At 71.1% G+C, this 14,165-nt stretch carries 8 protein-coding genes; 4 read left to right on the top strand and 4 right to left on the bottom strand.

Going from position 1 to position 14,165, the window contains the following annotated elements; translation table 11 throughout:
• Positions 1–42: 42 nt before the first annotated feature.
• Both DMB66_RS12535 and DMB66_RS12530 read right to left on the bottom strand, forming a co-directional pair.
• A complete protein-coding gene (locus DMB66_RS12535; RefSeq protein ID WP_125804227.1) occupies positions 43–5,253 on the bottom strand; it encodes a carbohydrate-binding protein in 5,211 nt (1,736 codons plus the stop codon).
• Between the two features lie 268 nt (positions 5,254–5,521).
• Complete coding sequence (locus tag DMB66_RS12530) at positions 5,522–8,707, bottom strand: DUF4132 domain-containing protein (RefSeq protein WP_125804226.1); 3,186 nt, start codon at positions 8,705–8,707, stop codon at positions 5,522–5,524.
• Positions 8,708–8,910: 203 nt separating this feature from the next.
• Between DMB66_RS12530 and DMB66_RS12525 the strand changes: the two genes are divergently transcribed.
• The 4 genes from DMB66_RS12525 (at position 8,911) to DMB66_RS12510 (ending at position 13,164) form a co-directional block, all read left to right on the top strand.
• Positions 8,911–10,368 (top strand): Nramp family divalent metal transporter, encoded by a 1,458-nt coding sequence (locus tag DMB66_RS12525; protein ID WP_199752277.1) that lies wholly within the window; start codon positions 8,911–8,913, stop codon positions 10,366–10,368.
• Positions 10,369–10,474: 106 nt separating this feature from the next.
• Positions 10,475–11,092 (top strand): AbfB domain-containing protein, encoded by a 618-nt coding sequence (locus tag DMB66_RS12520; protein WP_125804224.1) that lies wholly within the window; start codon positions 10,475–10,477, stop codon positions 11,090–11,092.
• A 28-nt stretch (positions 11,093–11,120) separates the two neighbouring features.
• Entirely contained in the window at positions 11,121–12,095 is a 975-nt protein-coding gene (locus DMB66_RS12515) for a nucleoside hydrolase (RefSeq protein ID WP_233624501.1), read from the top strand.
• Positions 12,096–12,105: 10 nt separating this feature from the next.
• Complete coding sequence (locus tag DMB66_RS12510; protein WP_199752276.1) at positions 12,106–13,164, top strand: DUF2293 domain-containing protein; 1,059 nt, start codon at positions 12,106–12,108, stop codon at positions 13,162–13,164.
• Between the two features lie 26 nt (positions 13,165–13,190).
• On the opposite strand, the gene DMB66_RS12505 is transcribed toward DMB66_RS12510, so the two are convergent.
• Entirely contained in the window at positions 13,191–13,583 is a 393-nt protein-coding gene (locus DMB66_RS12505) for a PIN domain-containing protein (RefSeq protein ID WP_125804223.1), read from the bottom strand.
• On the bottom strand, positions 13,580–13,846 hold the full coding sequence (locus DMB66_RS12500) for a hypothetical protein (RefSeq protein ID WP_125804222.1): 267 nt from the start codon (positions 13,844–13,846) through the stop codon (positions 13,580–13,582). Before DMB66_RS12500 ends, DMB66_RS12505 begins: the two co-directional genes overlap by 4 nt.
• Positions 13,847–14,165 lie beyond the last annotated feature (319 nt).

Below are 14,165 nucleotides of genomic sequence, written 5' to 3'. Positions count from 1 at the left end.
GGCGGGGCGGCATCTCGCCGCCCCGCCGCAGTCAACCGGAACTCAGCAGTCGCCCAGGTCCTGCCAGGGACCGTACGCGCCGCCGGGCGCCTGGTTGCGCGTCCACCACTTCGCCTGCCAGAGGTGGCCCTGGTGCTGTACGACCTCGCCGCCGGTGTAGATCCACGACGCCGTCCAGGAGGCGTAGCTGCCGGTCCGGCAACCGACCGGGACGCCCAGCTCCGCCCAGGCGCTCCACGGCGAGGCGCCCGGGATCTGCCCCTGGGTCCACCACTGTGCCTGGAAGACCCGGCCGTCGTGCAGCACCCGGTCACCGGCGACATAGGTCGCGGTCGGCGACCACGCTGCCGGCAGCACCGCGACCGCGTGCGAGGCCGATATCCGCGGCGCCGCGACGGAGGTCGCCGTGATGACTGCCTGGCCGTACGCCACGCCGGTCACCACGCCGCCGGTGGAGACCGTGGCCACCGCCGGGTTCGATGACTGCCAGGTCACCGACTGGTCGGCCGGCTCCGGGTCGACGGTCGCCACCAGGGTCGTCCGTTGCCCGATCGTCACCTGTGCCGAGCCGGCGATGGCGACGGCCTTGGGGATCCAGAAGGGTGTGACCGCGGCGGAGGGCGCCGAGGCCGGCGAACCGGTCAGTTCGTTGTGCGCCACGACGGTGAAGGTGTAGGCCGTGCCGTTCTGCAGTCCGGTGACCTCGCACTCGGTCGCACCCGTGGTTTCGCAGGTGGCGCCGCCCGGCTTGGCCGTCACGGCGTAGCCCGTGATCGGTGTCCCGCCGTCCGACGCCGGTGCCGACCACTTGACGTGGGCGGTGGTGTCGGCGGCGACGGCCGTGACGTTCGCCGGTGCGCCGGGGGCGGTGGTCGCGTCGCCGGTCCGGGCGACGGCGAGCCAGCTGATGACCGGGTCCTGGGTCGTGGCCTTGGCGACCGTGTAGCGGACCGTCGCCGGCGCGTGCAGGGTGAAGGTGACCTTGCCGGTGGCCCGTGGCGTGGCGCCGCTGATCGTCACGTCCGAGCCGGTGACAGTCTCCTGCTCGCCATGGACGTCGGTGAACGTCACCGACTCGGTCATCGGCCGGGTCTGGCCCCACCATTCGTTGAAGCCGGCGGTCAGCTCGTAGACGCCGGGGGCGAGCGGCAGGTTGTACTCGGTCGGCTTGCCGGCGCCCGCCCACAGGCCGGTGGAGTACTTGTCGTTCAGGTCGACCTCCGTCTTGACGGTGGTCCCGTCGGCCAGGTAGCCCCAGACATCGCTCGCGGTGGACACCTGGTCGGCCGTGGCGTTGCGCAGGCCCGCGCCGGCCGCCGACGCCTTGACGGTCTCGTAGGCGGGTGACGTCTGGCCGCCGGCCACGCCGGAGTCGATGAAATAGGCCAGCGGTGCGGTGGGCACGACCTCGTAGCGGACCGCGACGGCCGTCTTGACGCCGTCGATGGTCGCCGTTCCGGTCAGGCTCAGCGTCTCGTAGGCCACGGTCGCCTTCGCCGCGCTCGCCCGGTCCCAGGTCACGGGCACCGCCGCGCCGGCGATGGTGACGGTCGCCGGCAGGGCCGACCCGGCGGGCAGCGAGCCCGCCACACCCAGGTCGACCGTCTTCGCGACGGCCAGCCAGCTGATGACCGGATCTTGCGATCCGGTCTTCGCCACCGTGAAGGTCACGACCGTCGGCGTGGTGACGGTGAACGATACCGTGCCGGTGGCCCGGGTGCTGGCCGCGGTGAGGCTGATCGCGGTGCCGGTCACGGTGGTGCCGCCGATCGTGACCGTCTCCGACATGGGCCGGGTCTGCCCGTACCACTCGGTGAAGCCGGAGGTCAGCACGTACTGACCCGGGTCGAGCGGCAGCCGGTAGCGGACCGTCTTGTTGCTGCCCGCCCAGTACCCGGTCGAGTACTTCTCGCCGGCGTCCGTGCTCCCCTTGATGTTGATGCCGTCGTTGACGTAGCCCCACACGTCGGCCGCGGTCGAGATCTGGTCGGCGGTGCCGTTGCGCAGCCCCGAACCGGCGTCGGCGGCCTTGACCGCTTGGAACTGCGGCGAGCTCTGGCCGGCGGCCAGGCCCCCGTCGATGTAGTAGACCAGCGACGCGGGAACGACCTCGTAGCGGGCGGTGAACGCCTGCTTCTTGCCGTCCACGTAGGCGTCGTTCGTCCAGCCCTCCACCGACACCGTCGCGTAGGCGGTGCGCGCCGCGCTCCGGCTGGCGGCCGTCCAGGTGACCTGGTGCGGCTGGCCGTCGATCGTGACCGCCGCCGGCAGGTCGTCCGTGGTCCGGAGGGCGCCCGCGAGGCCCAGGTCCCGCTTCGTGTCGGTGATGTCCGCGCGCTGCAGGTTGGCGAACGCCGACTCGAGCCGGGCCGCGAGCTGGGCGACCCCGATGGTGTCCAGGCCCGGTCGGCCGGGCAGGGCCGCCGTCGCCTGGGCCCTGGTCGCGGCGAAGACCGCCCAGGACTGCGGCGAGTATTCGCTCTGCACCGGCGTACCGACCGCGGTCAGCGCGGTGCGGATCGGGGTCGTGTCGACGGCGCCGTCCACGTCGCCGGAGGTCGCGGTGAACGCGTCGAGCACGAGCGTGCCCGACCGCAGCACGAAGGTGGCCGTGTGCGCGCCGTCGGGAAGCCCGCGCAGCGTGTAGGTGGCCTGACGCTTGCCGGAGCTGAGGGTCGCCGCGCTCGTGGCGAGCGGCACCCCGTCGACGGAGACGTCCAGCGTGCCGGTGCCGGTGTTGGCGCCGATCACGTCGAGGCCGGTGCCGGTGAAACCCACCGTGACCGACGAACCCGCGGTCGAGCTGGTCGAGGTCGACCGGTGCCAGTCCAGCGCGTCGCCCGCCGCGGCCTTGCGACTCCACGTCCCGGCGTACGCGATCGAGCTGTCCATGTTGTCGACCAGCGAGACCGCGTACGGGGTGAAGCCGTTGACCTTCTCGACCCTCAGGTTGTCGAAGCCGGTCTGGTAGAAGTCGCTGGAGAGGTTGACCCGGCCGGCCAGTTCGGGCGCCGGGTCCACATAGCTGTGCACCGCCGTGCCGTTCACGAACGCGGTGATGGTCGCGCCCTTGGCCTCGACGGCGAGGCTGTAGGCGTTGGCCGCGGTCCGCGTGCCGCTCGCGACGGTCGTGCCGTGCTTGGCGAACGTCCACGCGCCGGCCCGGTTGATCCGGAGGTTGTAGGCGGGGTCGTTGACGCCCATCCCGGTCTGCTGGCGCACGCCCAGGCCGGCGGACCCGCCCGCGGCGTCGGGGAACGAGACGTCGACGCCGGCCTTGTAGTTCTGCCACCGGAAGTCCCCGACGAGCGTGTTCGGGTTGTTCCTGTTCCACGCCCCGGTGTCCTTCATGGACTGGTCCAGATGCTGGACCAGCTTGCCGTCGCTCACCTCCCAGGCCCCGGTCTGGTCGACCAGGTAGCGCGGCTCGTTGCCCCGCGAGGCCAGGTAGGGCTGGCGCTGCCGGCTCGCGCCGTTGCCGACGCCGACCTCGACGGGACCCTCCTGGGCGTAGTCGAAGTCGTCGGCGTACAGGATCGCGTCGTCGGTCTTGTGGTTCTTGCCGGTCGCGTCGGTGTCCAGGACCGTGCGGGGCAGGGACTGCGGCAGCCGCTGCGCCATCGCGGGATCGGCGCTCTTGTCGAGCGTGGTGAAGGTGACGACCGACCGCGGCTTGACCTGGAAGGTGTAGTAGCCGTCGGCGGCGGGCTGCAGCTCCGTGGCCAGGTGCAGGAAGTTGGCGTCGGCGGCCTGCCCGGCGTCGGCCGCCCGGGTCTCCCAGAGCTCCGCCGCCGGGTCCGCGCCGAGGTTCATGTTCCGCGCCTTGACGCGGTACGTCTTGGTCTGGTCGCTGTCGTTGACCGCGATCGTGGAGAAGTCGCGCTTGTCCGGGTCGGCGAGGGTCAGGTAGCTCGCGGCGCCGTTGGTGCCGTCGATGTTCTCGGTGCCGCTGACCCCGCTGTAGCTGGCCTCGGGCACGGTGCGCCAGATGCCCGCGGTGTTCGCCTCGTTCTCCCAGCCGGTCTTGGCGAACTTGGTGAAGTGCCCCATCACGTACATGGCCGCGTCGTAGTGGATGGCACCCGACCACGGGTCACGCGCGCTGAGGAGCTCCTTGTGGCTGTACTGCGCGCCCTCGTAGAACGCGCCGATCGCGGGCTGGAAGATGTAGTGCGTCCGCTTGGACCGGTAGTAGCCCTTGACGCTGCGGTTGGCGAGGTCCAGCGCGCTCTGCAGGCCGCCGATGCCGGTGCTCGCTCCGCCGGGGCCCTCGGTGTTGTTGACCCGGTAGTCGGTGAAGCCGAACGAGCCCACGCCCTCGCTGTACCAGACCTCCTTGTCCCGGCTGGTCGCCAGCTTGGTGTACGGCTCGTAGGTGTTGCTGGTGGTGGCCCCGTCGTAGCGGTCGTCCGTGTTGTAGTGGTATCCGACCGCGTCGACCATCCCGAACAGGTCAGCGTCATTGAGCAGAGCGGGCCCGATGTTCTTGGTCTGGTTCTCGTCCGACGCGACAATCTTGATCTTCTGGTACGCCGCCTCGACCGCCGCCTGCTGGTCCGCGGGAATGCCGTACCGCGGGTTCGCGAAGTCCGTGTCGGCCAGGATCGCGTTCTTGTAGTACTTGATGAATGAGATGTCCGGGTTCGTCGTCTCGTTGGTATCCGGATTGACGTAATCGACCATGTACCCGTACTTCTGGTACGCGTCGAGGATGGTCTCCTTGTACCACTGATACATCTCGTCGCGACCGGTGCCCGCATTCCACGCCGTCTGCACCCAGTACGGCATGGTCCAGCGCAGGATCGAGACCTTCAGCCCCGGATTGACCGTCTTGGCGTCCGCCGCCAGCTGGAATCCCGGCGACCGGGAGGCGTCGGCGAGCTCGGTGGCCGTGCGCATCGTCGCGGCGTCCGAACCCGTGGAGTTGTTGGTGTCCGAGCCCATCTCCATCTTCACGTGGTTGATGAGCGGGTTCGGCCCGCCGAACAGCACGTCGATGAGCTGCCAGTACTGCGCGGGATGCTCGGCCTTGTAGTCCATCAGCAGGTTGCTCGTGCTGTTCGCGCTGATCAGCCCGAATCCCTTGTAGGGCAGGCCGTTCACGTTGTCCTTGTGGACGTTGAGCCCGTCCACCACCACCTCGACCGGGTCCTCGGCGGCGGCAGCGGCCGGCGGCGCCACCAGGCCCCAGCCCAGCACAGCCGTCAGCGCGGCGCAGCCCGCCATCCACCGTCTTGCTCGCAGTCCGTTCATCCGCGTCGCGACTCCTCGGGTCATCAGGTGCGATCTCCGCACCGCGCCGCAGCCTCGAGACGGCGGACCTGGGGCAGAATCTCGTCGGCCAACTCAGATGTCGGCCAGATGACCGACTCGTTACGGAGTAAACCGCTCACAAGAAGACACGTCAATGGTCGATCAGACAGAAACGATCAGAGCTATTCACGTACGGTCGCTTATGGCGCAAATGAACGGAAGCAGCGATCGTTTATGATCGAATGAGATCGCCGTCGGGCCCGTCCGGTCAGTCCAGCACGCGCAGGTCGTGGACGAGTTCGGAGACGGCCACCGCCGGCAGATCACCGAAGGTGCGGTCGCCGCCGCGGGCGAGGGTGACAGCACCGACGGTCTGCGGCGGGGCGGACTCGACGGTGTCGGAGGCGTGCCAGCCGGGGTCGGTCTCCAGCACGGCCCAGACGCCCCCGCCGAGCGGCTTCGCCATCTGGACGACGGCGTCGTACCAGCGGGTCCAGCCGTGCCGCTCCAGCCCACGCAGGACCGGGTAGCTGGTCTTGCGGCCCGCGAACCGATCGAGCGCGCGACCCGGCGCGATCCGGTAGACCGGCCTGTTGAGCTGCGCGAACGGCTGGATCAGCTGGTAGTCGGCGAAGACCTCACCCCACGCGGCGAGCAGGCCCTCGGGGAAGTTCAGCGGATGCGGCACGCTGACGCTCGCGCCCGCCGGCAGCGTCGCGAGCTCGTCGTCCACCGTGGCGAGGGTGCCGTCCTCGGCGACCCGCACGGTGCCGACCAGCGCCCCATCGGTGTGGACGCCCCAGACGAGACGCTGGGCCAGGTGGGTCATCCACGGGTGGGCGGCGAACCGGTCCAGGAAGATCCCGGCCGGGATCCGCCGCTCGGCGCACATCGCCCGCTCCAGCCGCGCCACGTGCAGCGACGCCGAGGCCCGGGCCTCCTTGCGCAGCGCGGCGAGCCGGTCCTTGGCGGCCTTCTGCCGCTGCTTGTCCGCGCCGCGGGCCGGCCTCGGCAGGTCGGCGTGCACCCGGCCGGCCGCGTCCCGGACGACCGGCGCCAGCCGGTGGTCGAAGGCGATCCGGAACGTGCCCGCGTCGGTGTCCACAGTGTCCCCGCCCTCGTCGTCGAGGCCCAGCGACGGCACGAGCCGGTCGGCGAGTTCGTCGGAGGTGAGGCCGCGCAGGTCGGCGATCGCCTCGATGTGCCGCCGGGCCACGCTCTTGAAGACGGGGAACCGGGACCGCTCGGCGAGCAGGCTCAGCTCGATCAGGGCGGCGTCGGTGCCGCGGTGCCGCAGCGCGTCGAGGGCGGCCTGGGCGCGGGCGCTGGCGTTGGCGCCCGCCCACTGTTTCGCGTGCGCGGCCAGCCGCCGGGCGCCGGCGTCGTCGCCGATCAGGCCGACGGCCTGCATGCACCAGCCCTCGGCGGCCGGGGCGCCGGCGGCCGTCCAGCGGTCGAACAGCGCATCCGCGAACGCGGCCCGGGAGCCGGCGGTCCACCGGTCGCGGGCGGCCAGCACCGCCGGGTGCACCTCGTCGGCGTCGCAACTCGCCAGGCGTACCAGAAAATGGTCTTGCTCCTCGGCCGTCGCGACGCCGCCGGCGGCGGTCGTCAGCGGCGGCAGCGGCTCGCCGGTGAGATAGGCGGGGATCTTGGGCCGCTTCGCCTTCGGCGCGTCGAGCGGGTCCTGGTCCAGCAGCGCGACCAGGTCGGCGGCCCGCGCGCCCGCCTGCGCCACGAGCAGCGCCCGGTGCCCCTGCGCGTCGAGGTAGCGCAGCACCCGCCCGGCCGCCGCGTCGCTCGGCTCCGCCACCCACAGCGCGACGACCCCGGCCGCCGCGTGCTCCGGATGCCGCAGCAGCCAGGAGCGGGCCGGCCTACGCAGCTTCTTGCCCGCGAAGGCCCGCACCGTCGGCGCGGCGAGCGCCACGTGCCCGACCGGATGCGCCGCCTCCAGCGCCGCCTCGACGCTCGCCCGGTCCTCGAACGCGGCCAGCAGCGGCGCGACGTGGCTCACCCCGTGCCGGACCAGCAGCAGCTGGATCAGGGACCGCACCCAGTAGTGGTGGGGCGCGAAGCCCAGCGCCATCAGCCGCTCATGTGTCCACCGTGGAGCGAGGGCGAGCGCGGGCAGCGTCGTCGGTATCGCCCAGTGCTCCCGGTGCTCCAGCCAGGCGGTCACCTGAGCGGTGTCGCAGCGCCCGATCGCCACGTCCTCCCACTGCTCGGCGTCCTCGTAGACACCCGCCCGCTCGGCCGCCTCCCGTTCCTCGTCCCGGAAACGGAGCAGCGGCGCGACCGGCACGGCCACCTCCAGCCACGCCGGCTGAGCCGCCTGCGGCGGCTGATAATCACAAGGCGACCCATCGGGTACGCCCGGAGCCTCCTCCTCGACGGCGGTGAACCCGGTCGCCCACGCGTGCCCGGCGTCCCGCTCCGCCCGCAGTGCCGCCCTCGCCGCGTCGTCGTCGAGGTGGGCGAGCAGGCTGCACCAGAGGCCGTTGTAATACGGGTGGTCCTCGTAGGGGTAGGCCGGCCGCATCCGGGCCAGCACCGGCCCGGCCGCCGCACCGGCGATGTCGAGCATGCCGGCCAGGTAGAGCCGCCCGCCGGAGGCACCGAAGAACTCGTGCCGCACCCGCTTGTTGGTGCTCAGGAAGCGTTCCAGCGTGTCGAGATCACCCGTCGCGAGCCCGGAGGCGTGCACGTCGACGTTGCCGAACTCGCCGACCCACCGCATCGCCTCCGCATGCGCGTCCTCTTCCTCGGCGCCGGACTGCGGGCCGAGAGGCAGCAGGTAGCTGACCGCCCAGCAGAGGTCGGCCAGGAGGCTGCCGCTCAGGCCTGCTGCCATCCGGTCCCGCACTTCCAGCAGCACGTCCCGGGTCTGCGCATAGGTCGCGTCGTCGGCGGCGACAAGCAGCTGCCGCAGCCGCCCGAAGACCCCGACACCGACGTAGGGCAGCTCGACGTGGAAGCCGCCGAGGACCCGCCGGCACGCCTCGGGCAGCCCGTGCGAGGCGACGAGGAAGTCGGCAAGCCACTCGTCGACACCCCGGTCGAGGTATTGAAAACGCTCGCGGACCGCCCGGACCAGCGCGTGGTCCTCGGCCTCGGCGCCGATCCGCGCCTCGGGAACGAGCAGGCGCTCGCCGAGGGCCCGGTCGCCGGAGTCCTGCGAGGTCACCAGCCGCCAGACCCGCGACGACTCGTTCGAGGCGACCCGGATCGCCCGGTCCTGCGCCCAGACCGCGTGCCGCAGTCCCGCCCAGGCCTCATCGAACCCGGCCAGCGGCCGGATGTCGGTGGCGATGCCGCCCCGGCGCGGATGCAGCACCGACCGCAGCCAGCCGGTGATGATCACACCGTCCCGGCGGTCATCGGAAGCCACGGTCTCCGGCGTCCATTGCCGGGGCGCGGGCGAGGCGATGGGTGCGGTCCACGACGTCGTCACCGCGCCACCCTAGTCACCGATCACGCTTTGCACCGGTCGAGGGTTGCCCGGCCTCATTAAAGGGATGACCATCGATGCATGAGTGGCGCGTCGGCGCCCTCGCACCAGCACCAACTCGCAGATCGGGAGAGCAGATGACTAGCGCATCTCAGCCCGTAGGGGCTGCCGAATATCCCCTTGGCGTCGGTCGCCCACCCTTGCACGTGGATGACCTACCGACGCCGGAAGAGGTCTTCAAGGTCTCGAAGACGGGGCCCAAGGAGACCATCACGAAGATCATGGGGCCGGCCATGATCGCCCTCGGCCTCTCGATCGGAAGCGGCGAGTGGCTCCTGGGGCCACAGGCCATCGGCAGCCTCGGCTGGACCGGCGTCGGCTTCATCATCACGATTTCGATCATCCTGCAGGCGTTGTACAACATGGAGATCGGCCGGTACGTGCTGGCCACCGGCGAGGTGCCGTCGCTCGGCTTCGGGCGGGTGCCGCCCGGGGCGTACGTCGGCACGATCCTCGCGGTCGGGCTCTTCTACCTGGCGTTCATCACCGGAGGGTGGGCCGCCTCGGCCGGCGCGAGCTTCTTCACCCTGGTCACCGGCGACATTCCCACCGGCGGCGACCTGACCACGACCCGGTGGATCGGCGTCGGCCTGATGGGCGCGGTCTTCGCGATCACGCTGTTCGGGAAGAAGATCTCGCGGACGCTGGAGCTGCTGTTCTGGGTCCTCGTCCTGTTCATCCTCGTGACGCTGTTCCTCGTCGTGCTGATCATCACCCCGCCGTCCGCGTGGCTCGACGGCGTCGTGGGCATGATCCAGCCCGCGCTGCCGCCGAAGGGCACCGAGGCGACGACGATCGGCGCCGTGGCCGGCTTCGCCGCGATGGCCTCCGGCCTCAACTTCGTCTTCATGAACTACTACCGGGACAAGGGCTACGGGATGGGTAGCAAGACCGGATACATCCCGGGGCTGCTCGCGCGCGCCGAAGGACGGCCGGAGATCGCTCCGGTCGGCACCACCTTCCCGGAGACGCCGGAGAACGCGGCCCAGTGGCGGCGCTGGTGGCACTTCCTCAAGCTGGAGATGTGGGCCGTCTTCGTGCCGGGCGCCATCATCGGCATGCTGATGCCCGGCATTCTGGTCAGCCACCTCGCCGAGGAGAGCGGCGTCAAGCCCACGGTGGCGAGCATGCCGACCTTCGTCGCCGACCAGTTGCGGGCGACCGGCGAGAGCAGTCTGTTCTTCGGCTGGGCGCTGTTCATCGGCTTCGTGATCCTGTTCAAGACGCAGATCGTCGTCTTCGAGATGCTCACCCGGAACATGGTCGACGCGCTGTACGGGTCGAGCGCCGGATTCCGCCGGCTCATCGCGGGCGATCCACGGCGCTTCTACTACCCGTTCATGATCGTCCTCGGGATCGTCATCTCCATCATCATCTTCCGCGCGCTGCCCGTCACGCTGGTCCAATGGGCGGCCAACATGTCGAACCTGGCAGCGATGATCTTCCCGTTCGCGCTCATGTACCTGATCAGCAAGCTGCCGCGGCCGGCCCGCGCATCGTGGTGGTCGTACGTCGTGCTGGTCCTGGTCGCGTTGTTCTTCGGCTTCTTCTTCGTCAACTTCGCCATGGACCAGCTCACCGGATCGCCGCTGGTCACTTTCTGACCTCCGCGCCACGGGGACACGGTGCCGCCCAGGCCGACCGCGGTCGGCCTGGGCGGGCACAGGATCACGTAATCTCAGCTCGCCCCAAGACCGGAGAGGCTCAGCGATGACTGTGTACGGCCAGGCCCCGCGAGGCACCCATGCCGCGGTGAAAGTGCTGGTGGGGGTGGCCGTCGTCGTCGTGCTCGTGGCCGTCGTCGTGGTGTGGCGCAGCGCCACGGGCGACGCGGATCCGGCAGCCGGGCCGGCGGCGAATCCGGCCCCGCCGGCCGCGGCGCCGTCGATCACCCCGGCCACGGCGGCCTCCTCCGCGCCCGCCGAGCTCGCCACCGGGTCCTGGCTGGTGTCGCTCAGCGGCGGATCCGGCGACTACCTGACGACCGACGGCGATTTCGCGGCGCTGTCCCCCGGTCAGCGGACCGCCTTCACCGTGGTCAAAGGGCTGGCCGACGCGTCCTGCTTCTCCGTCCGGGCGCCCGGCGGCAAGTACCTGCGCCATTACGACTACCGGCTGCGCTTCGACAAATCGGAGGACGCCGAGCTGTATCGCAAGGACGCGACCTTCTGCCCGCTCGACGACGCCCCGGCCGGGGTCGTGCGCCTGCGCTCGGCCAACTACCCCGATTACGTCGTCCACCGCCGCGGCGGCGAGCTCTACATCGACAAACGGAACGGCTCGGACGCGTTCGAGGCGGACAGCTCCTTCACCCTTGAGAAGGCCTGACCCCGTCCCGGCATCTATCGTCGTGCGGATGAGGGAGTTCGCCGCACGTCCGGTGATCATCGACTGCGATCCGGGGCACGACGACGCGCTGGCTCTGCTGCTGGCCGCGGGCGACCCGCGGCTGCGGCTGCTCGGCGTCACCACCGTCGCCGGCAACCAGACGCTCGAGAAGACGACGAGGAACGCGCTGAGGATTCTCGCCCTGGCCGGCGTCGCCGACGTTCCGGTCGCGGCCGGCTGCGACCGGCCGCTGGTCGGCGACCTCACCGTCGCCGAGGACATCCACGGCTCGTCCGGGCTCGATGGCCCCGACCTCGACATGCCGGTCGCCGAGGTCGCGGACGTGCACGGGGTCGAGCTGATGCGGCGGCTGATCGGGGGCGCGGCCGAGCCGGTCACCCTGGTCGCCACCGGGCCGCTGACCAACGTGGCGCTGCTCCTGCGCCGCCATCCCGAGGTCATGCCGCGCGTGCGCCGCATCGTCTTCATGGGCGGCTCGACCGACCGGGGCAACACGACGCCCTACGGTGAGTTCAACATCGTCACCGACCCGGAAGCGGCCGACATCGTGCTGCGGTCGGGGCTGCCGACCACGATGATCGGGCTGAACGTCACGCACCAGGCCCTGGCGACCACGGAGATCATCGCCGAGTTCCACCGGCTGGGCACCCGGATCGGCACCGTCTGCGCGGACCTGATGACGTTCTTCGCGAGCACATATCACCGGGTGTTCGGCTTCGAGCATCCACCGGTGCACGATCCGATCGCCGTGGCCGCGGTCATCGACCCGTCGATGGTCCGGACCGTCGCGGCCCCGGTCGCCGTCGAGCTGACCGGCACGTACACCCGCGGCGCGACCGTGGTGGACCTCCATCGCCGCACCGCCCGCGCCCCGAACGCGGACGTCGCGGTGGGGTTGGACGTGGACGCCTTCTGGCGACTGCTCATGGCCGCGGTCCGGACGGTGGGCGGAGCGCCCGGCCCGTCGAACGGATTGGGGTAATCTGCGCCCTGTGCAGCCCGCCTCGAAGCTGGAACGCCGGGTGATGACCGCCGCCGAGCAGGCGCTGACGCGCCAGCGTTACGTGAGCCCGCTCGACGTGCTGACCGGGATGGGGTGGGTGCCGCCCGGGCTGGTGACGGACTGGCGGCAGGGCAGGGCACCGCACCTGGAGGCGGTCGCGGCGGTGTCGGCCGACCGGCTCGCCGACGCGATGGAGGTGTTCCATCGCTGGGTGGAAAGCCATGGCCTGATCCCCAGCGAGGTCGAATATCTGGCCGCCACCCGCGACCGGCCGCCGCTGCGCTTCACCGCCGCCGGCGATCCCGGGCTGGAGCTGGCCTACCGCACCCACTGGATGCCGGCGGACCTGCCGGAGCGGCAGCGGGAGCGGCTGACCGCCCGGCAGAGCAAGCCGCCGGACCTGGTGGTGGTGCTGCCGCTGGCGGCGTTCACGTGCGTCAGCTGCGGGCGCACCGACGCCGACATGCTGATGATGGAAGACGCCGGGCCGGTCTGCGTCACCTGCGCGGACCTCGATCACCTGGTGTTCCTGCCGGCCGGCGACCCGGCGCTGACCCGTCGGGCCAAGAAGGCCAGCCAGCTCTCGGCGGTGGTGGTGCGGTTCAGCCGCTCCCGCAAGCGCTACGAGCGGCAGGGCTTGCTGGTCGAGGAGGCCGCGGTCGAGCAGGCCGAGCGGCAGTGCCTGTCCGACGAGGAGGCCCGCGCCCGCCGCCGCGAGCGGGACCGGGAACGGCGAGAGGCTGCGGACGAGTCGTTCCAGCAGGAGCTGGCCGACCAGATCGGCCGGCTGTTCCCCGGCTGCCCGCCGCAACGGGCGGCGGCGATCAGCCGACACACCGGCGCCCGCGGCAGCGGCCGGGTGGGGCGCAGCGCCGCCGGCCGGGCGCTCGATCTGGACGCCGTGACCCGAGCGGTGATCGCCGCGGTGCGGCACGAGGACACCGCCTACGACGACCTGCTGATGGCCGGCGTGCCACGGGAGCAAGCCCGGGAACGGATCCGGAGCGACATCGACCGGGTCCTCGAACGGTGGCGGCGCCCGGCCTGAGCGTCACACCCGCGCCGCCCGGAGCGTCAGACCCGTCGGATGACCACTCCCGGCTTGGTCTCCGCAGCGGCTCCCAACAGCGCGATATCGTTCGGATCACTGGTGAACACGATCGCGCCATATGCCAGCGCGACAGTGACCACCGTGGCGTCGACGACGTCACGGGTGCCGGCCTTGCCGCACAGCACACCGGCCGCCTTCGCCACCTCCAGCCCGGTCGGGACGACCTCACAGCTGCCCAGAAACCTGCCGAGTTGCACCTGCCGACGGGCATCACGCCACGCTTGAGCTACGACGACGGCGGGAACGAGAAGACGACGCCCCTCCTCCACGGCCAGGTGGTGGATCACCCACATCCGCCGGTCATTGCCATCGATGGACAGCAGCACACCCGCGTCGTACACGTACGGGATGCTCACGCCGCCGCCGACGGGGACACTCCGAACGCCTCGGCGTCAGCGCTGGCCATCTCCGCCCGCGCCGCCGCGAGCTCCTCGACCGTGAACGCGCCGTGCTCGGCCTGCCAGTCGGCCACCAGCCGCCGGCCGACCCGTCGCCGCAGTTCGCTTTCCGCCGCGCTCGCGACAAGCCGTGACAGCGGGACCCCGTCCTCCCGGGCCGCCGAGCCGAGCGCCTCGAACAACTCTTCTGGAAGCGTCACCGTGACCTTCTTCACCGCCATACAAGCACCATACATCGATATGGCCGCCACGTCCTGGGCCTGTCCGCACCATCCAGTCGCGGCCGCCGCTCAGGCTGCGTCGTCCGGCTCCTCGCCACCCCGTTCAGTGTGATCCTGACCGGCCGTGCGTACTGTTCACAGACCGGTACGGCCCTGCCGGTGCCGCTGCTGCCCGTCCTTGTGACCCACGTCGAAGATCGCCATCGGCGGGATCACGGCGGATCTGTGCATCTGCTCTTCGTTCCGACGCCGTCGGTCTCAGCGCTGGGACCCGCGCCGAGGATCTTCGGTTTGGCCCAGGCTGGCCGGCGCGGCGGCG

The sequence above is a fragment of the Actinoplanes sp. ATCC 53533 genome (assembly GCF_003947245.1).
The sequence above is the reverse complement of the archived record's forward strand: the minus strand, read 5'-3'. Positions and strand labels throughout refer to the sequence as shown.